The organism is Acidovorax cavernicola (assembly GCF_003581445.1).
In genome coordinates this window covers 37,309-56,825 of the sequence record NZ_QXMN01000018.1, presented here as the reverse complement: position 1 = coordinate 56,825, position 19,517 = coordinate 37,309, and the positions used below count along the sequence as shown (strand labels likewise).

Below are 19,517 nucleotides of genomic sequence, written 5' to 3'. Positions count from 1 at the left end.
TGTGGGGTGGCAATGACTGACAAGAGCGACCACGCCGCGCTCATCATCGACGCGTTGTCGGGCGGCTGCAGGATGGAGGCATTTGCTCCCGTCTTTGTCGCACTTTTGCGTGAGCTCGCGAATGGCCTCCCCGTGTCTGTGCGGGCGTTGGCCAAAGCCTCGCGCCAGTCATTGGCGCAAGTCGACACGGTATTGCGGGGTGCACCTGACATTGAGTACGACCGGATAGGCAACATCGTTGGGTACGGCCTCACGCAGCGGCAAACGCCCCATTCCTTTGAGTTGGAAGGGCGCCGGCTGTACACCTGGTGTGCCCTCGACACCCTGATGTTTCCCGCCCTGATCGGCAAGTCCGCGCGCGTGCACTCCCTCTGCCCGGAGACGGGTGTGCCGGTGTCACTGACGGTGGACCCGCACGAGCTATGCGTGGTCGAACCAGCCGACGCCGCTGTTTCGTTGGCGGTGCCGCAAACCGGCATCCGACAATCTTTCTGCTGTCAGGTGCACTTCTTCTCCTCTCATGCTGCTGGCGATCGGTGGGCGCTGCGCCACCCGGGAGTTGAGGTCGCAAGCATCGAGGCGGCATTCCTTCTGGGCCAGGAGGTCGCTCGCCGTCTTAACAAGTTGCAGGCGGCCTAAAGCCAAGCGGCAAAAATTCAAGGCCGAGTGGAGCCTCGTGCGGCATCAGACTGCGTCATCAGGACGAAAAGAGCACGAGCGATGAGCCAAATCAGTTTTGCGGATGCGGAGAAAGCGGGCAAGAGGAAGGAGACGAGGCGCGAAGTCTTCCGTGTCGAGATGGAACTGGCGGTGCCGTGGAAGGCGATGCTTAAAGTCATGGAGCTCCACTATCCAGTGGCAGGTCGAGGCCGTCGTCCCTAGGGGACTTCTCTATGAGTTCGGAGTCGTGCTGCCGCAACGTCACGCGGCGCTGCTCAAGGCATTGCCTGTGAACGCCTGTCAGTTCTTCTAGGAATGCGAGAACTGCAAGATCTTGCTTCGCCCGAAATCCGGCGACTGCTGTGTATTCTGTTCGTTCGGTTCGGCGAAATGCCCACCAATCCAAGGGTAGCAAGACTGTTGCAGTCCGGGCACCTGCTGAAGAAGCAGCTCTCCTCACTTGTTACTCAGCAGGTGTGCTCGCGACTATCTTTCGCCGGACGGAATGGTGCCGTCTCGCATCGCCTGAAGGGTCTCTTTTCGAACTTCATCGCGTGTCTTTCCCGGACCGCTCTTGGCGACTGGCCATGGGGCGCCATACCGACTCGCCCAGGTCCAGAACGGATGCTTCTGAGCGGCTTCGAGTTCTGCGGTGATCTGGGCTCGGGGTTTGGTCGGCCCTGCATGCTCGGGGTGGTAAACCACACCCGCTTCAGTTGGCGCGAAGTGGGACGGTTCCGCGTAGGTCGGGGGCGCGAGAACAACTGCGCTTACGACCATGGCGAGCGCTGAACCTATGCGTTTTGACGACATGACACTCTCCTTTGACCGTGTGAGTGCATGCCGGGCTAAAAAGCCATGACAGCCCGGATGCTCTCGGTCGGCCGTCGGTTGATCTCCCTGTCGTCAGTCTAGAAATCCAATCTGTCGATGGCCGTACAGATGGATTACAAATACTTCATCTGTCGTCGTGTGTCCGGAGCGATCGAACGGCGGTATCGATCTCTCATGCGCCCAGGCGCTTGAATGCACCCCTTCGCGCCCGATGGAACGCAGCGCATCAACATCTGGCTGGGGGCAAATTGAGAGGAATCAGCATCCGGGAGACGTAGCGCGTCTTTTCAGCGAATGCGGCCCCAAGGTTGCTGAAACTCGGCTTAAATTCCTCGGCTTTCTCGATATCCGCGCTCTCCGATTTCACCTGTGCGACAAAACCGCTCGACATGAAGCAACAGATTTTGAACAGACTGACTCCTCTTTGGCGCGTTGCGATGGCGAGCACCTTGCTCGCCTTGTCCGGCTGCCTCGGCTTGCCCCAGTCGCCGCCGTCGTCGCCCACTCACACACTTGCCGCCTCGGCAGACGCACCGCTGTCCAAGGTCGTGGAAGCATCACGCGCGGCGCAAGGAACCAGTGGCTTTCGGTTGCTGCCCTCCGGGCCGGACGCGCTGCAGGCACGCCTTGAGCTTGCGCGGTTGGCCACGCGGTCGTTGGACCTGCAGTACTTCATCTTTCAATCCGACTCCACGGGGCGCGAGATGATGCGGGCCTTGCGAGACGCTGCGGCGCGGGGGGTTCGAGTGCGGCTGCTGATCGACGATCTATACACACAGGGTCAGGACGAACTGCTGGCCTGCCTGGCCGCGCACGAGCGCGTTGAGGTGCGGCTTTTCAACCCGTTCGCGTTGAGGGCGGGCGGCGTGTTCGCTCGATTCGCGGCATCGCCATTCTTCTTCGGGCGCTTGAATCACCGGATGCACAACAAGCTGTTCGTCGCCGATGCTGCCTGGGCGATCACCGGGGGGCGCAACATTGGCGATGAATATTTCACGCGCAATGACGCGGGCAACTTCATCGACCTGGACGTGCTGGCTGCAGGAAAAGTCGTTGGTGACATGTCTCGCCAGTTCGACCTTTACTGGAACAGCGCCGCCACCGTGCCCATCGAATACGTCGCCGCACGGTCGGCACACGCACACGCGCTACGCGATCGTTTCGAGACACTGACCCGGTCAGCATCGGCTCCGGCATTGGCGGGTGCCGATGCACCAGACGCGCTGGGCCGCTCATCGGTGGCGAAAGAGTTCGCTGCCGGCCGTGTGCATCTGGCATGGGGCGACGGGGAATCCTACGCGGACCTGCCTGGCAAGGCGCTTTCCGCATCACAGACCCAGGGAAGACAGGAGCATGGCTCCAACCTCGTGAGGCTCAACGCCCTGGAGCACATCCGTGCCGCATCGGTGGAGATATTGCTCACCTCACCCTATTTCATTCCGGGGCGCGCCGGTGTGGACCTCCTGGCCGAAGCAGCTCGCCGGGGTGTGAAGGTCAGCGTGTTGACCAACTCACTCGCTTCAACCGATCAGCCGCTCGTGCACGGGGCCTATCGCCGCTATAGACCAGCGCTCCTGACGGCCGGTGTTGCGCTGTTCGAGTTGAGCCCGCAGCGCGCCGGGCGCGAAGAGCAGCGCAAGCTCTTTGGACTGTCCGTGGGGGGGCTGCATACCAAATCGCTGGTGATCGACAGAAAGGAGTTGTTCGTCGGCTCGATGAATTTCGACCCCCGCTCCGATCGCATCAACACCGAAAGCGCGCTGGCGATACATGTTCCGGAAGTTGCCGAAGACGTTGCTCGTCTGGCTGCATTGTCCAAGATGCAGGCGGCGCATCAACTACGACTGTCCGAAGGACAGGCGATCGAATGGATCACACCGGCCGGCGGCGAGGGGCCTGTGCATCCGGACGAACCCGAGTCGGAATTCTGGCTAAAAATCTGGTTGCTGCTCACCAGCGAATTCGCGCCGGAAGGCTGGCTGTAATGCGCCGATGGTCGGCAATGTGCTGTGCGAGAAAGGCGCTGTTGAGCTGAGACGCACGAGGACGCGTTTTGGCGCCGATCAACAGCGATGGCGCTTCGGCGCCCGGAAGACGCGGGTCTGCGCCGGGCGCCAAAGTACTACGAGGGCGCGTTCTTGCACGCCTTCAGCTGTGCTTCGTACCTTGCTTTGCGCCAGCGGTTTTCTCCCTGCGTGGTCAGTGCGCGTGGGCCGTGATCCAGCGGCAGCACGAGGGGTGGTGGCGGGCAGTTCGGCGAACCTTTGCTGGAGAGCATGTCAGCGCGGCGCTCGGCGGCAGCCACCTGCTTGGCCTTACGCGCTTTCTCGATGACCTGGAAATCGGGGCCCGCCAGAGCGGGCAAGACGACTCCCAAGATCAGGCCGCTGACGAGAATGAGGAATGACTTTCTCATGATGAACTCCTGGAATTGATCGGAAGGAAACAAACGCGAGCTGTGACGCTCGCTGCCACCGTTCAATCCAGCCACCGGCAGTACAGGATGCGCACTGGCAACCGTACGTGCCGACCTCCCGCGTCGAAGTATTTCCCATCCGGGACCGGCGCCAGATGCACCGGCCACGCCGTGGCCTCATGTCCGCGGCATTCACCGCCGACCTCGTGCAGCGATGGCGCTGGGGCGCTGTAGCACAGCGCGCAGGGCATGGCATCCATGGCTACTGGCATTGGGGCCACGTCCATGATTGCGAACGCAGCAGGCCCCGTCGCGACCGAAGTGACCGTGCGCGCCGTCCACCCCTCTTCGTGAAACACGGGCGCCGACGCCTGTGCCGCCGTACCGAACAAGGCCAGGAACAGGCACAGGAGCAGCGCAGCACCGAAAGAAGTGCGCCGTTGTTGCGGGTGGTCAGGCTGAGCCATGGCCTTTTCTCCAGAGCGCGCGACGAGGTGTGTGCCGCTCGCGAGGTTCGCGCGGCCGCCGCATCAGCAGGTACGCCGCGGGGATCACGAACATCGACAGCAACGGAGCCGTGATCATGCCGCCCACCATCGGCGCGGCAATGCGCTGCATCACCTCCGAGCCCGTGCCTGTTCCCCACATGATCGGGAACAGACCCGCCAAGATGACCGCCACCGTCATGGCCTTGGGCCGCACGCGCAGCACCGCGCCTTCTCGGATCGCGTCCAGCAGGTCGTCGGTGCTTGTCTTTCCGTCGTCGACGCGCTCGTCCCAGGCATGCTTCAGATACAGCAGCATGATCACGCCGAACTCCGCCGACACCCCCGCGAGCGCGATGAAGCCGACCGCACCGGCAACGGACAGGTTGTAGCTGAGCAGGTAGAGCAGCCAGATGCCCCCGACCAGCGCGAACGGCAGCGCCGCCATGATCAGCAGGGCTTCGTCGAAGCGCTTGAAGGTCAGGTACAGCAGCACGAAGATGATCAGCAGCGTGAACGGCACCACCACCTTCAACTTCGCCGTGGCGCGCTCCAGGAACTCGAACTGACCGGACCACGACACCGCGTAGCCCGGGGGCAGCTTCACTTCCTTCACAACCACGCGCTGCATGTCCTGCACCGCCGAACGCAGATCCCTGCCGCGAATGTCCACGTAGACCCAGCCGGACAGCCGCGCGTTCTCGCTGCGCAGCATCGGTGGCCCGTCGGTGACCCGGATGTCCGCCACGTCGGAGAGCACCAATCGCGCACCGCGTTCGGTGACGATTGGGAGGGAGCGCAGTTGCTCCAGCGAGTCGCGGATCTCGCGCGGGTAGCGCACGTTGATCGGGAAACGCTGCAGGCCTTCGACCGTCTCGCCGATGTTCTCGCCACCCACCGCCGAGGCGATGACCGATTGCACGTCGGCGATGTTCATTCCGAACCGCGATGCCTCGTCCCGCTTGATGTTCACGTCCACGTACCGGCCACCGGTGAGCCGCTCGGCCAGGGCGCTCGAGACACCCGGCACGTCCTTGAGCACGCGTTCGATCTCACCGGTGATGCGGTCGATGGTGGCAAGGTCGGTGCCCGCCACCTTCACGCCCACCGGGCTCTTGATGCCCGTGGCCAGCATGTCGATGCGGTTGCGGATCGGTGGCACCCAGATGTTGGTCAGGCCGGGCACCCTGACGATGCGGTCGAGCTCCTCGACCAGCTTGTCCTGCGTCATCCCGGCACGCCACTGGTCCTGCGGCTTGAACTGGATGGTGGTCTCGAACATCTCCATCGGCGCCGGATCGGTCGCCGACTCGGCGCGCCCGGCCTTGCCGTAGACGCTTGCCACTTCGGGAACCGTCTTGATCAGCCGGTCGGTCTGCTGCAGCAGTTCGCTGGCCTTGCCCGCCGACAGCCCAGGCAATGCCGATGGCATGTAGAGCAAGTCGCCCTCGTCCAGGCGTGGCATGAATTCGCCGCCGATGTGCTGCAACGGCCACAGGCTCAGCACCAGCACGACCACGGCGCCCGACAGCGTCAGTTTGGGCCAGCGCAGCACCGCATTCAACAGCGGTTGATAGATCGCGATGAGCAGCCGGTTCAACGGGTTGGTCTTCTCATCAGGAATCCTGCCGCGGATCAGATAGCCCATCAGCACCGGGATCAATGTCACCGAGAGTCCCGCTGCGGCGGCCATTGCATAGGTCTTGGTGAAAGCCAGCGGCGAGAACATCCGCCCTTCCTGGGCTTCCAGCGTGAAGACCGGGATGAACGACAGCGTGATGATGAGCAGCGAGAAGAACAGCGCAGGGCCCACCTCGGCGGCCGAGTCCGCGATCACGCGCCAATGGGTTTCTCCGCGCAGCGTCTGGTCAGGGTGATCGTGCTTCCACTTCTCGATGTGCTTGTGGGCGTTCTCGATCATCACCACCGCGGCATCCACCATCGCGCCGATGGCGATCGCGATGCCGCCGAGCGACATGATGTTGGCATTGACGCCCTGGTAGCGCATCACGATGAAGGCCGCAAGGATGCCGATCGGCAGCGAGACGATCGCGACGAACGCGGAGCGCAGGTGGAACAGGAAGATGAAACACACCACCGCGACGACGATGAACTCCTCGAACAGCTTGAAGCCCAGGTTGCGCACCGCGCGCTCGATCAGGTTGGACCTGTCGTAGGTCGGCACGATTTCCACGCCTTGGGGCAGACTGGCCTGCAGGGTCTGGAGCTTTTCCTTGACGGCGGTGATGGTCTCCAGCGCATTCTTGCCCGAGCGCATCACGATCACGCCGCCGACGGCTTCGCCTTCGCCATCGAGCTCGCCGATACCGCGGCGCATCTCCGGGCCGACCTGGATGCGCGCGACGTCGCCCAGGCGCACCGACACACCGGCGTCGGTCGTCATCAACGGGATCTTGCGGAAATCCTCCAGCCCCTGAAGGTACCCCGAGGCCCGCACCATGTATTCCGCCTCGCCGAGCTCGAGCACCGAGCCGCCGGTTTCCTGGTTGGCCTTCTGGATCGCCTCCACCGCCTTGGTGTGCGGGATCCGGTAGGCGGCGAGCTTCTCCGGATCGAGCACGACCTGGTACTGCCGCACCATGCCGCCGATCGAGGCGACTTCGGCCACGTTGGGCACCGTCTTGAGTTCGTACTTGAGGAACCAGTCCTGCAAGGCGCGCAACTGCGAGGCGTCCTGTGTGCCGCCGCGGTCGACCAACGCGTACTGATAGATCCACCCCACGCCGGTGGCGTCGGGGCCGAGCGAGGCCTTGGCGCCGGCCGGCAGGCGTGACTGCACCTGGTTCAGGTATTCCAGCACCCGCGAGCGCGCCCAGTACAGATCGGTGCCGTCCTCGAACAGCACATAGACGAACGAATCTCCGAAGAACGAATAGCCGCGAACCGTCTTGGCACCCGGCACCGACAGCATGGTGGTGGTCAGCGGGTAGGTGATCTGATTCTCGACAATGCGCGGCGCCTGCCCTGGATAGCTTGTGCGAATGATGACTTGCACGTCCGAGAGGTCGGGTAGCGCATCCAGTGGCGTGCGCAAGACCGAATACACGCCCCAGGCACTGAGCATTGCTGTGGCCAGCAGCACGAGGAAGCGATTGGCGATGGACCACCGAATGAGCTTGGCGATCATGGCTTGCTTCCCGGCGTTGCGGCCTTAGGGTCCGCGGCGGCACTTGCCGCGGGAGCCGTCGCCATGGGCGTCACCCGGGTGAGCTGCGGCAGGTCATCCGCGTCGATGAAGAACTCGAAGCTCGCGCGGTCGCCAGGCTTCAGATTGCCTGGTGTGCCGCCGGGCGGCAGCTTGAACTCCATCGTCATGGCGCCCCACTTGATCGTCGGAATCGGGCCGTGCGAGAAGGTCATCGCGTCCTTGGTGATGCTTTCCACCTTGCCTTCGCCCACGTGTCTTGGAGCCCCTGCAGCCGGCGTGGCAGAAGCGGCCGTCGCCGCCGTAGGCGCTGCTGTCCCGGGAGCGGCGTTCAGGCGCGCCTCGACACCTTTGAGACTGGCCTCCGAGTCGATGAGGAACTGCGAGGACACCACGACACGCTGGCCGGCCTGCAGCCCGCGCTTGATCTCGCTCTGGCCGCCGGTTTCCAGGCCGATCTCGACGTCGACCGGCCGGAACTGGCCGTTGTCCTCCGCCAGCATGACAACCGCGCGCTTGCCCGTCTGGATCACGGCTTCGGTCGGGATCAGCAGCGCCTTGTCGGCTCGCGTGTCCGTGAACTGCATCGACACGAACATGCCGGGTACCAGCCTGCCGGTCGGATTCGCCAGCTCCAGGCGTGCCTTGAGGGTGCGCGTCGCCGGATTCACATCGGGAAGAATGGCTTGCACCTTGCCCTCGAAGGTCTCGCCGGGCGCGGCCGGCGTTCTGGCCTGCACCCTCGCGCCCAGACGCACCAGCGCCGATTGGCTTTCGGGCACTTCGGCATTGGCCCAGACGCTGGCCAGGCCGTTGATGCGAAACAGCGTGGTACCGGCGCTGACCGTCATGCCTTCGCGCGCGGCCAACTCCGTGACGACACCGCCGATGGGCGCGACCAGGGTAGTGCGCGGCTGCGTGCGGCCACTGCGAGCGACGAGTTCGATCTGCCCATCGTTCATGCCGACCTGGCGCATGCGTTGGCGTGCACCGTCGACCAGCGAGGCCAGGTCGGTGCCGCGCATGCGCTGAACCGACAGGAATTCCTCCTGTGCCGCGATCCATTCGGGGACGTAGAGCTCGGCCAGTGCCTGGCCTTTTTTTACCTGATCGAGCGTGGCCCGCACATTCAGCCGCTCGACATACCCGGTCGCCCGGGCCTGCACGATGACCTGGTCGCGCTCGTTGAAGGCGATGCTGCCGACCGTGGTCACTTGCGGCGATACGGTGCCCTCGGACACCACGGCGGTTCGCACGCCCAGGTTCTGCTGCACGCGCGCACTCACCGTCACGCTGTTCTGGTCGCCGTCGCCACCCGCGTAGACGGGCGACATCATCATGTCCATGAAGGGCGACTTGGCTGGCCTGTCGAACCTGTTCCCCGGCACCATGGGGTCGTGGTAGTAGAGGATCTTCTTGCCGTTGGTCGGGTCGGTGTCGCCGGCCTTCAGGCCTGCTGCGATGTGGCGCCGCGTTGCGTCTTCGCCGGTTTCGTTGGCAGAGGCTGCGGGAGCAGCCGTTGCGCCCGCTGACGGTGCGGCCATTGACGGCGTCCCCCCGGAGGAGGCGGACGACGGTCCCAGGCTCCTGCCGCGCTGTACCCCGAAAGTGTAGGCACCGAAAGCTGCTGCGGCGAGGACTGCTGCCGCGATCAGTCCAAGAAAGAGAGGTCTTGTTTTCATTTCTGTGTTTCCTTGGTCTCACTCGTGGCTGCGGACGGGACGGTATTGAGCATCGGATGGTTGGCGGGGATCAGGAACTCGAGCTGAGCCCAGAGCGCAGCAGTCTCCATCTCGAGGCGAAGGCGTTCCAGGCGGGTGTCGATTTCCATGCGTCGTGTCTCGAGTGCAGCGCTCAAGGTGCCCGCACCGCCTCGGTAGGCAGCCAGCACCGCTTGCGTGCGTTCGGCGGCGAGCGGGATGAGCGAGCTGTCGTACAGGCCGAGCCGCTTGCGGTTGCTCTGCCATTGCTGCAACCATGAGACAGCCTCGGCAGCGCTCTCTCGCGTCGCTTCCTCACGCTGGGCCTGCAACTGCTCGACCGCCGCCAGCTTGGCCGCGAGTTCGCGATCCTGACGATTCTTCTGGTCCAACTGCAGCGGGATCGACAGGTTCAGCGACACCATGTTCGAGTAGGCCGCCCCCCGCTGGCTGTACATCAGCTCGACACTCCAGTCGGAGCGCTTGTTGCTTTGCGCGACGTCGGCTTCCGCGCGCGCCACCGCTTCCTGTCGCGCCATCAGGGCGATCTGCGGGTGCTCGCCGATCTGGGCCTCCAGATTGCGGGCGTCCAGGCGCACGGAGCCCAGTTCCGGCAGCACCGACGAGGGCGGGGGAGTGCCCGGTCCGACCCAGCGCGCCAGACGCGTCTGGGCCGTGGCGATCTGGCGCTCCTGCGCAAGGATGCGGTCGTCCAACTGCGCCAGCGCGGAACGCGCCGTGAACACATCGGCCTGTGTGCCGCGGCCGCCGCGGTAGGCGGCGTCGGCGCCCTCGATCTGTAGCGTCAATTCGGTACGTTGGGTTTGCAGCAGGTCGCGCATCCGCTCCTGGTAGTAGCGATCAAGCCAGGCGATCGCGGTGTCGCGCCGCAGGTTGGCCAAGGCTACGGAGCGGCCCGCTTCGGCGACCTCAGCTTCCCGATCAAAGCGCGCCGCGCGGGCCTGGCGCTTGTCGGAGCGGGTGAATTCCTGCATCACGCCAATCGAGCGCATCGTCATGAAGTCGCGCGTGAGGCTGAAGCGGTCGCTCCCATTGACGGGCAGATTGCTGATGCCGGCCTTGAGCACAGGGTCGGGCAGTTGCCCGGCAGCGACCGCCATGGCTCGTGCAGCACCGGCGGCCGCGTCCTGCGCGACGAGTTGCCTCGAGCGCTCCTCGGCGAGCCGCAGCGCAGCATCGAGGGAAAGCGTCTGCTGTGCATGGGCGCTCAGGCCGAGGGTGCTCGCGCACAGCGCCAACGCCACAGCCCAAAGACGAACGGGGCGTCGCGCGGATCGCACGATCGGCGCAGCCGGAAAAGGAATGGGGAACATGGAATCTCCTGACGAACCTGCGAGTAGGTTGTCGGGCCGCGCCGGTACGTCGAGCGTTGCTCGACGAATACGGCAAGGCACGACCGGTGCGCCGTACCGGCCCACAACGGGCCGTCGGCGCAAGGTCGATCAGGCGATCAAGTTCGGTAGACGCAGTGCAGGATGGCGTGCGGCGGAGATGCCGCAACCAGTGCACTCAAGGAAGCCGCTGCAGAGCGCGGCGGGGATGCCGTCTCAGGCACCCAGGGGGTCATGGGGTAGAGAGACGACAGCAACACTGCGGGGATCGTCAGCGTGGAGGCATGGTCGCTTTGCTGCCCGTACTTGCAGTGCTCCGCACACAGGTTGCCGGATGCCGTGTCTGTCGCGCCCACCATGTCCGCACAGGGCGATCCTTGCATGGCTGAGTCTCGGGAGTCGTCTGTTGCAGCGACAGCGTCTTGTGCCATCGACATCTCGGTGGGCGAACCACCCGCCAGACCCGCGGAGAGCGAGGGGCAGGCGTAGGCAGCAATCGCCAACTGCGAGAACAGCAGGAGGCCGATCAGTGCGCGGGCCACCATCCGCACGAGTCCGCGTGTCATCGCTGCACTTCCGGCAACACCGACACGACCACCTTCTCACCGCGTGATTCGCCGGCGAGCCGTGTGGGAAGGGTTGCGGTGATCGGCATGGAGGGATGCGTGGAACGCTGCGAATGGAGTCGGTGCTTTGAAAAGTGCTTCCGCGAATTCTAGGCCTGTTGCTCAGGAAACGGGGCAAGCCGCGGTGACATGTGCGGCTTGCGGTGGACGATCGCGTCGTGATCGGCGCTCAGTCGCCTGGCCGTCGCTCGACGGCCAGGTCGCTCAGCGGCGCATGGTCGCGGGTGCGTCCGGCAACTGGCCCTGCTGGGTGAGGCGTTGCGCCGGCGTGCCGAACTCCGGCTGCTCGCCGCGCAGGCGTGCGTACTCGGCAGCGGCTTGTCGATAGGCAGGTCGAGTCGTGTCCGCACCTGCTTCGCCGTTGGTGGCGGCGGCCAGACCCGAACGCATCCAGGCCAGCGTGTCCGCCTGGACCGTCGCACGGGTGTTGGAAGACACGCTCACGACAGCGCGCGGATTGCCTTCGGGGTAGCCCTGGTCCACCGAGCTTTGCAGCCAGCGCTGCGTGTCCGAAGCCACTGCCGCGCGGCTGGTGCTCGACGTTAGCGGCGCCGGGCGAGGATCGCCTTCGGCATAGTTGCCGGCCAGTGCGGGTCCTGCGATCGCGCTGAGCAATGCGGCGAGGGTCAGGGAGGTCTTGATGGAAGTCTTCATGATCGGTCCTTTGGCGGTCAGAGGGTTGGCATTTCCGGAAATGAACAGCGCTGTGACTTGTCTTTCCGATGTGCCAACTTTAGGCCGCGGGTCCGCGAGTTGCCGCACGCGCAGATTACAGTTATGTCATCTGCAGGGTGCGTTGGATCACATGGCTTTCAGGCGCCGGCGGCGGGTGCCGCGGGCACAGGTTGGGGTGCCACGGCTCTTCCCAGCACAAGAGCATCGAGACGTTCAAGCGTGCCGACCACCAGTTCGACAACTCCGGGCTCGAAGTCCTCGCGATCCTCTTCCTCGTGCGTTCCCTTGTTCAGGTAAGTCCAGACGTGAGCGTTGGCGGCAAGAAGCGTCCGGAGGCATTCGATCACTTCCGCTTTGTCCTGATGCGCGAATCCGGCTGCCCTGGCTTTGCTGAGAAGCTGCTCGCACAGGTTCCGCAGCTCTGGCTCCGCACCCGGTCGGCGCATGGAAATAGACAGGTTGCCATGGTCGTGGTTGATCAACCATTTCCAGACTCGGCCGCTGAGCATCTCCAACGCCTGGCGGGACGCAGCGAGGGCGCCGCGATCGTTCATGCCGTTGATGGCCGCCCGGGCTTCCACGAGATAGCTGCGAATCTGCGGATCGGCATGGATCACAGGGTGGTAGTCGCCTCCGTGGGGACGGATTCCATACACTTGCAGATCGTTGCGGTGAGCCGGCAGCAGGTGATTTTGGATGTCCTTGATGAACTCTTGGCTGTGACAGGTCACGATGAGTTGCGTGTCGGCGAAGCGCTGTGCATCGAAGATGGTTTCCCGGATCCCTTGACGATGCTCGGTGTCAATGGCGTTGATCGCATCGTCGAAGACGATCAGCGGTGCGCCAATGGCGGTCGCCTTGGCCATCAGCACGGCCAATCCAAGGCACCGAATGTGCCCTTCGCTGAGCACCTGCAGCGCGTCATGCCGCCGCTCGGGGCTGCCTCGGAAGGCAACCTGAATGCGCATGGCGTTCGATGTCGGCAGGAACAATGCGGCAAGCTTGTCCTCGTTGCGGTCCTGCCGATTAAAGTCGTTGTAGAGCGCCATCGCCGATTCGTTCAGCCCCGCCATCAGTTGCGCCGGCAAGCCGTCACGGTATTGCCTGAGCAATCGAAGAAATGCGTCGTAGGCCACGCCAATGCGCATATCGAGTTCGATCTCGATTCTTTCCGCCTCAGCCTCCTCGATGAGTGCCGCGTTCTGCCCGTCGAACGCAGCCACGCGCGCGCGTGCCGTGTCGACTAGGAGCGTAAGTTGTTGTCGCCTGGAAGCCTGGGCCACGGCGCGTTCCTTTAGACCTTGCAACTTGTCGCGCTCGCGGATTCGCTGTGCACGCTCGTCCGCGGCGGTCCTCGTCTCGGCATCGCGCAACTCGGCTCGATCCGCTGCTGTGCAGAGCTTCTCGAATTGCGTCGCGCCGCCGTCGGCTGGCTCCTGCAACGCAGTCCACCAAGGGCTGGCAATTTCGATTTGTAGGGGTGCTCGCGCGGGAGCTGCGTCGCCCAACTCTTCGTCCTCGAACCTCCGCAGTCTGTCGACCACTGCGCGCAGCGCTTCGGAAGCTGTGTCGCGTGTCGTGCGCGCCGCATTTCGCGCGGTTTGCAGTTCTGCCAGTTCGCGAAGTTGGGCGAGACCATCGACCGCCTTGACGAACGGATCGCGAGCGACTTGAGCCAGCGGAGTGTCGCACGCGGGGCACGTCGCACTGTCGACCTTGCGCAACTTCGAGACGGCGGTGTAAAGCTCCTGGAAGGAGATTTCATCGCCCTTGCCCCGCAACTGTCCCTCACGAGCATCAAGTTCGGTCTGTTTTTCCGTGGCCTCAGTCAAACGACGATCAGCGACTGCGCGCGACACGCCCACCAAGGCCGGTTGAACCCGATCGATCAGCGCCGAAAGCTCTTGCAATCGTCCAGGCGCCTGCTCTGTCCCGATGTAAGCCTGCATGGCATCGAAGCCGAGATCCGGCGGCAACTCGGCGGCCAAGGCGGCGTCTTCGAGGTTCAAAGCAGTGATCGCCTCTCTTTCTCTTTCCAGGGTCTGCTGGTCCTGGGTCAGGCCGGCGCGTGCGGTGGCCAGTTGCCTCTGTTTGACGGACATCAGTTTCAACTTCGCATCCATGGAATCGTTGAAATTCCCCACGAAGTCGTTGAACTGGTCCATCCCGAAAAGCGTGGCAATCAGCGCGGAGCGCTCGGCTGGCGCCCTGGAGGCCAATCGAGAGAATGAATCGATCCGGTTCTTCTCCACGAACAGAAATCGGTGCGCGTCCTGGTTGGGCCGCAGGTTGACGACTTCGCCGCGTGCATCCCTCGCGCTGAGCGCAGGTGCGACGAAGCGACGCTCATGGACATTCGCCAGATATGCGTCAGCGCCAAGGCGTGTCGCCTCCGCTTCATCAACACTGCCGAGCAGCGCGTACTCCAAGGCTTCGCAGAAACTGCTCTTGCCGCTTCCGTTTGGGCCGTACATCAAGGTGATACGCCTGCTGAGATCGAAATCTTCGGCTTGGCGAAAGCCTCTGAAGGGCCCAACTCGTAAACGATTCAGTCGTGTCCATGCCCAATCCTGTGCTGCCGCATTGGCAGCGATGTCTGGCATGTCGGTCAGAGAACCCGCAAGATCGCGACGACAGAGTTCTGCCAGGAGACCCGCTCTCTGCGACTGACGGTTCGAGGTGCGTGCGACGCCATCGAAATTGGCGAGCACCAAGTGCGCCAGGCGTTTCACGTCATCGGCGATGCCCCGGGGTTGCCCATGCAGCCACTGGACGAATTGCTCGAAGTCTCGCTTTGCAGAGGACATGCCCTTTACCCCTTCCTGAAAGTAGGCAACCCGCGCCAGCAGGAATCTGGATCACAGCAAGTGAGAGATCTCGCTCAACGGCTTCAAGCCCGAGCCGAATCGTCCGATCGCTTCGCGATGTGTCCCGAGTTCGCTGTAAGGCAGATAACGGATGCCGAGCTCGGCGACGCGCGAAAACGCCGGGCGGCGTAGCTGAAGCCGGACATCCTCGCGTCGCGCATCGGGCGCCACCAGGAACATCGACACGCCGACGCCCAGCGCGGTGCCCAGCGCGAGGTCCAGCATTCGCACGATGCCTGAGTAAATGGAAGTCGAGTGCTCCACCTCGAAGGCTGCAGCGATCTTCGAACCGTCGGCCTCGACCCAGATCACGTCGATCAGGCGCACCGAGTCCAAGCCGGGCTGGGCGCCGGCGGGCAGCTGCGTCAGGCAACCATCGCCGAGCCGGCCCCCCGCATAGCCGCGTCCCTGGTCGTTCGAGGCGATCCAGACGCCGAAGCCGAGCGACTTGCCCAGATCGCGCAGCCATCCCTGGATTTGCGTGTGGGTTGCCTCGCTCTCGCGGTCCGCGGCCCAGCGCTTGTGAGCGGCCGCTGAATCTTCACGGACCTTCTCGAGGTCGGCCTCCCAGCCCTGAACGGCCGCGACGTCGTCGCTGCGCGGCGGCGCCGTGTACCGGCCCGAGCCGATGTCGAAGAGCAGTCCGGCCAGTGCTCCCATGTCGTTGGACAGCAGCCGGCGGTGCTGCTCGTTCAGCCGAAGGCAGCCCTCGCGCATGGAAAGGTAGTGATCCCACTTGCCGAGCTTGACGTTGCTGCCCGTGACGGCGTTGTAGCCTTTCACGATCGCGGTGTTGAACGGCATCACGATCGTGGGATGGACGAAGTACAGCAGGTTCGCCACAGCTGGCCCGAGGCCCTTGATCCGATGCGCATCGATGCGGCGGATGGCCTCGACCACCTCCTCAGCGTTGTCGCAGCAGTCGCAGGCATGCAGCAGCCGGGCGAAGGCACGCTGATTGGCAGCGTTCTCGTAGATGTCGGGGATCCGCAGCTTGGGCTTCCAGAGAAACGCGTGGTCGGCGCCCTTGAAGATCTGGCGCTGCTCCGCCACCGACGCGACGACGGTCTCGAGCGAGGAGCCTCGAAACGCGCTGCCGAAGGTCCCCGCATCGATGTCCTTGACTACCTGGGCCAGGCCCCGTCGGATGGATCGGAAATTCTTCAGCCGTTCGTCCCACAGAAACCACGAGTTGTAGGTGCTCAATGAATCGGACTTCCAGTGACCGATGAGAACTTCAAGACCAAGGGACATGGGCACGGAGGATTGAAGTGCGCAAGGCGCGACACCGTCAATTGAAGCACGGGCCGATCCGGTCAGGTCAGCATTTCTCGCGGGAATCTCTGGCAGTCGTCTCGCAGCCTGACCCCGCAATGGGATCGCATGAGGCACAGGCGCCCCTTGTTCAGTGAAGCGCGCCGCACCGGGCAACGCACATCAACTTTCTGGCGCTATCGAAAAGCTGATCTCGGTGACACCCGAGCGGGATGTAGCACGGGTCTGGCCGCCATGCATTCGTGCGATGGCGGCCACGATCGCCAAGCCAAGCCCATGGTGTTCTGACGAGTCGGTGCGAGACCGCTCTGCCCGGAAGAACCGCTTGAAAAGATTGGGCAACACCTCGGCGGCGACCGGTTCACCGCGATTGGCAACCTTGATCCAGATTCCATCGGGCTGGGTGTCGATCACCACCGCGATCGTGGAGCCGGGCGTTGCATAGCGGCTCGCGTTGCTCAACAGATTCGACAGCGCACGGCGTACCAGCCCGGCATCGATGCCGATGCGCGCGTCGCCGCTGACGTGGACCCGAAGGCCTGTGTCTTCCAGCATGGCTTCGTGAAAATCCAGCACCGTTCGCACCTGGTCGGCCAGACTGACTGGCGCAGATCGGCGCGCCACCGTGCCGCGGTCTGCCTTCGACAGGAAGAGCATGTCGATCACGATCGCGGAGACCCGTCTCGCCTCTTCCAGCGCCGACAGCAAGGCGTCGCGCAGTTCCTCGATCGATCGCGGCCGGGCCAACTCGACTTCGACCATCCCGATCAGGTTGGCCAGCGGCGTGCGAAGTTCATGCGCCACATCCGCGTTGAAGGATTCCAGCTGCTGATAGGCCTGTTCGGCGCGATCGAGCACCGCATTGAACTGCGCCACCCACGGCGTGATCTCGGAGGCATACGGGGCGGGATCGATGCGTCGCCCCGGATGCTCTGGCCCGGTCGCGGCAGTCTGCTGAACGAGCTTCTTCAATGGCTGCATCCCCCGATGCACCAGCAAGGCGCCGGTCAGTGAGATGACCGCGGAGCCGAGGACGACCGCCCCGACGAGCGTCCAAGCCAGCCGAGCCAGAATCTTGGCGTCCTCCCGGACGTCGATGCCGAGCTGCAGTTGCATTGCAGCGTCGCCCGACGGCATCGGCTGCTCCTGCATGGGCATCCACACCCAGCGCCCCGAGGTCCGAGCCGGCGCGGACGAATAGATGATCTCGTCGCCACTGCGCAACACGAGACTGATCTCCGCGTGGGTCGAAAAGAAGTCGTCCAGCTTGTGGCGCAGTCCGTCGCGCCCCGGGTCATCGCGCGATTCCTGAATCAGGTGCTTGATCAACTCGGACTGGCGCTCGAACTCGCTGGCCTGCTTGACCTGGAAGCTCCAGGCGGTGACGGCGTAGATCGCCACGCACACCAGGCTGAGACCGATCAAGGCCTGGGCTGCAAACCAGCGCGACAGTGCGGCCTGGATGGATCCAGTGCCCTGCGCATGCGCCGTGACGGCCTGCGCACGCCCCTCTGGCGGGACTGCCACGATGTCGGTGGCCGGGCTCAGTCCTTCTGCCACGGTCTTGGCGGCGCTCACGGGATGCCGCCTTGCCGGCTCTCCAGCACGTACCCCATGCCGCGTACCGTGTGCAGCAGCTTCTCGTCAAAAGGATCGTCGATCTTGCTGCGCAGCCGCCGGATGGCCACTTCCACGATGTTGGTGTCGCTGTCGAAATTGATGTCCCATATCTGCTCGGCCAACTGGGTGCGCGACAGCACATTGCCCTGGCGGCGCATGAGCAGCGTCAGCAGCGCGAACTCCTTGGCAGTCAGCTCCAGGCGAAGCCCGTTGCGCGTCGCCTTGCGCGCCACTACATCGAGGTTCAGGTCTTTGAGCGTGTAGTTGGACACCTCGTGCAATTTGCCGCGGCGCAGCAGCGCCTGGATCCGGGCGAGCAGTTCGGAAAACGCGAAGGGCTTGGCAAGGTAGTCATCCGCACCGCTTTGAAGTCCACGCACGCGGTCCGCCACTTCATCTCGGGCTGTAAGCATCAGCACAGGCATCGACTTGGATTTGCGCAGGGCCTCCAGAACGGCGAAACCATCGATGCCCGGCAGCATCACGTCCAGCACCAGCAGGTCGTAGTCGCCGTCCAAGGCGAGGCTGCGCCCCTCAAGGCCGGAGCGCGCGAGGTCTACCACGAAGCCGCTCTCAGTCAGGCCCTTGACGAGGTAGTCGCCCAATTTGTGTTCGTCTTCGATGACCAGGATTCGCATCGTTGAATGCTACGGCGCGGGGTCGCGAGCGTGGATTACTTCTTTGTAATCCACGTGGCGGGTGATTGGCGGAGTGGCTTCCTAGAGTCATTGCATGCCAGCCAGTTGACTGGCATCGCCGGCTCGGTGGTCGATGCCGACGCGTTCAGTGCAGCTCGCGAAGTCGAGCAACTCATCGAAGGAGACCTATCATGAAGAACCGTCAAATCCTCTCGCTCGCACTTGCCGTTGGCGTAGGCGCTGCATTCGTTGCGCCGTTTGCAGCCTACGCGGAAGGCCCGTCCCACTTTGCGCCCAACGAAGCCGGCGTGGTCTACCACCCGGGTGAAGCGGGACAGGCCAAATCCCAGGCTCAGGTATCAGCTGAACTCGCGGACGCGCAGAAAACCCCTGCCGGGGCCAGCATGCTGCGCTGGGGATCGATGAGTACACCGAAGGTCGGAGCCGCCAAGTCGCGCGCCGAAGTGGTGGCCGAACTGGAAGCCGCGCAGAAGCAACCCAACTGGGATGCCGCAGCAAGGCTCGGTGCGCCTCTGCCAGCGCCCAGAGGTGATGCGAGCAAGGCTCGCGCACAAGCGCAGCCCTGAGGGTTGCGTACAAACTGGATGTCCATACAGGCTTCTTGACACACCGCTCGACTTAGAATTCGCCACATGCACCGGGTTCGCCTGTTCGTCCTTTGGATCATGATGTTCGCCGTGCCCTTCCAGGGGTACGCGGCGGCGGCCATGGTCTTTTGCGGACCGGGTCACGCCGGTGCAGCGGCCGAAGTGTCGCTCGCACAGCCCGGCGCCCACGACCATGCCCGCCACCCTCATGCGGACGGGCACGGCGATCACGAGCACAAGGCGGTACAGGCCGCCAAGCCTCCCACAAAGGACAGCACCGCCAAGACAGCGAGTGCCGAGCCTGATGCGATGCACAAGTGCGGTACCTGCGGCGCATGCCATGCCACCGCGCTGACCAGCACGATGGACGTGGCGGTCTTCCACGGCCTTCCCAAAGCCGACTTGGCGGAGCCAGCCATCACGGTGGCCACGCTCGCTCCGCGCGTTCTCGACAAACCTCCTCGCGCTTAACGCGTTCGTGCGCCTGTGACTCTCGTCACGGGCCGCCGCGAACGCTCATGCATCGCCTGCGTCATGCCTTTCGGGCAGCTCTGACGTACTCCGTTCATGAATTTGCGAGGACTCCATGTTCCAT

At 63.9% G+C, this 19,517-nt stretch carries 16 protein-coding genes and 2 pseudogenes; 6 read left to right on the top strand and 12 right to left on the bottom strand.

The annotated features are described in order from the left end of the window. Positions 1 to 12 precede the first annotated feature (12 nt). The 3 genes and pseudogenes from merB to D3H34_RS35000 form a co-directional block, all read left to right on the top strand. Positions 13 to 639 carry an organomercurial lyase MerB gene (gene merB / locus D3H34_RS15765; protein WP_119554659.1) on the top strand — a complete coding sequence of 209 codons (627 nt, stop codon included), beginning with the start codon at positions 13 to 15 and terminating at the stop codon, positions 637 to 639. Positions 640 to 720: 81 nt separating this feature from the next. Continuing rightward, positions 721 to 879, top strand: a pseudogene (locus D3H34_RS15760) (IS5/IS1182 family transposase); the annotation flags it as partial. A gap of 106 nt (positions 880 to 985) precedes the next feature. After that, a pseudogene (locus D3H34_RS35000) lies at positions 986 to 1,072 on the top strand (GDCCVxC domain-containing (seleno)protein); the annotation flags it as partial. Between the two features lie 74 nt (positions 1,073 to 1,146). Here D3H34_RS35000 and D3H34_RS15755 read toward each other — a convergent pair. Further along, the gene (locus D3H34_RS15755) at positions 1,147 to 1,473 is read right to left on the bottom strand and encodes a DUF4148 domain-containing protein (protein ID WP_119554544.1); all 327 of its coding nucleotides are present in this window, start codon (positions 1,471 to 1,473) and stop codon (positions 1,147 to 1,149) included. Positions 1,474 to 1,802: 329 nt separating this feature from the next. On the opposite strand from D3H34_RS15755, the gene D3H34_RS15750 reads away from it, so the two are divergent. Continuing rightward, positions 1,803 to 3,479, top strand: coding sequence for a phospholipase D family protein (locus D3H34_RS15750; protein WP_119554542.1), 1,677 nt, complete (start codon positions 1,803 to 1,805; stop codon positions 3,477 to 3,479). Positions 3,480 to 3,616: 137 nt separating this feature from the next. Here the strand turns inward: D3H34_RS15750 and D3H34_RS15745 are convergent, their stop codons facing one another. From D3H34_RS15745 to D3H34_RS15695, 11 genes are all read right to left on the bottom strand, one after another. Next, positions 3,617 to 3,910, bottom strand: coding sequence for a hypothetical protein (locus tag D3H34_RS15745; protein ID WP_119554657.1), 294 nt, complete (start codon positions 3,908 to 3,910; stop codon positions 3,617 to 3,619). A 62-nt stretch (positions 3,911 to 3,972) separates the two neighbouring features. Then, the gene (locus D3H34_RS15740; protein WP_119554540.1) at positions 3,973 to 4,377 is read right to left on the bottom strand and encodes a hypothetical protein; all 405 of its coding nucleotides are present in this window, start codon (positions 4,375 to 4,377) and stop codon (positions 3,973 to 3,975) included. Then, positions 4,364 to 7,543 carry an efflux RND transporter permease subunit gene (locus D3H34_RS15735; protein WP_119554538.1) on the bottom strand — a complete coding sequence of 1,060 codons (3,180 nt, stop codon included), beginning with the start codon at positions 7,541 to 7,543 and terminating at the stop codon, positions 4,364 to 4,366. Before D3H34_RS15735 ends, D3H34_RS15740 begins: the two co-directional genes overlap by 14 nt. Then, the gene (locus tag D3H34_RS15730) at positions 7,540 to 9,243 is read right to left on the bottom strand and encodes an efflux RND transporter periplasmic adaptor subunit (protein WP_119554536.1); all 1,704 of its coding nucleotides are present in this window, start codon (positions 9,241 to 9,243) and stop codon (positions 7,540 to 7,542) included. Before D3H34_RS15730 ends, D3H34_RS15735 begins: the two co-directional genes overlap by 4 nt. Further along, positions 9,240 to 10,595 carry a TolC family protein gene (locus D3H34_RS15725; protein ID WP_119554534.1) on the bottom strand — a complete coding sequence of 452 codons (1,356 nt, stop codon included), beginning with the start codon at positions 10,593 to 10,595 and terminating at the stop codon, positions 9,240 to 9,242. The genes D3H34_RS15730 and D3H34_RS15725 overlap by 4 nt, the downstream gene beginning before the upstream one ends. Positions 10,596 to 10,732: 137 nt before the next feature. Then, entirely contained in the window at positions 10,733 to 11,179 is a 447-nt protein-coding gene (locus D3H34_RS15720) for a hypothetical protein (protein WP_119554532.1), read from the bottom strand. Positions 11,180 to 11,443: 264 nt separating this feature from the next. Continuing rightward, positions 11,444 to 11,893: a hypothetical protein gene (locus D3H34_RS15715; protein WP_119554530.1), complete on the bottom strand. Its 450-nt coding sequence runs from the start codon at positions 11,891 to 11,893 to the stop codon at positions 11,444 to 11,446. Between the two features lie 158 nt (positions 11,894 to 12,051). Next, a complete protein-coding gene (locus D3H34_RS15710; RefSeq protein ID WP_119554528.1) occupies positions 12,052 to 14,721 on the bottom strand; it encodes an AAA family ATPase in 2,670 nt (889 codons plus the stop codon). 51 nt (positions 14,722 to 14,772) lie between these two features. Continuing rightward, positions 14,773 to 16,035, bottom strand: coding sequence for a type II restriction enzyme NmeDI-related protein (locus tag D3H34_RS15705; protein WP_119554526.1), 1,263 nt, complete (start codon positions 16,033 to 16,035; stop codon positions 14,773 to 14,775). 183 nt (positions 16,036 to 16,218) lie between these two features. Continuing rightward, positions 16,219 to 17,634 (bottom strand): heavy metal sensor histidine kinase, encoded by a 1,416-nt coding sequence (locus tag D3H34_RS15700; RefSeq protein WP_286185781.1) that lies wholly within the window; start codon positions 17,632 to 17,634, stop codon positions 16,219 to 16,221. Continuing rightward, positions 17,631 to 18,314: a heavy metal response regulator transcription factor gene (locus D3H34_RS15695; RefSeq protein ID WP_119554524.1), complete on the bottom strand. Its 684-nt coding sequence runs from the start codon at positions 18,312 to 18,314 to the stop codon at positions 17,631 to 17,633. The genes D3H34_RS15700 and D3H34_RS15695 overlap by 4 nt, the downstream gene beginning before the upstream one ends. Positions 18,315 to 18,505: 191 nt before the next feature. Between D3H34_RS15695 and D3H34_RS33980 the strand changes: the two genes are divergently transcribed. Both D3H34_RS33980 and D3H34_RS15685 read left to right on the top strand, forming a co-directional pair. Then, entirely contained in the window at positions 18,506 to 18,901 is a 396-nt protein-coding gene (locus tag D3H34_RS33980; protein WP_147400452.1) for a hypothetical protein, read from the top strand. 66 nt (positions 18,902 to 18,967) lie between these two features. Then, a complete protein-coding gene (locus D3H34_RS15685) occupies positions 18,968 to 19,393 on the top strand; it encodes a hypothetical protein (protein ID WP_286185780.1) in 426 nt (141 codons plus the stop codon). Positions 19,394 to 19,517 lie beyond the last annotated feature (124 nt).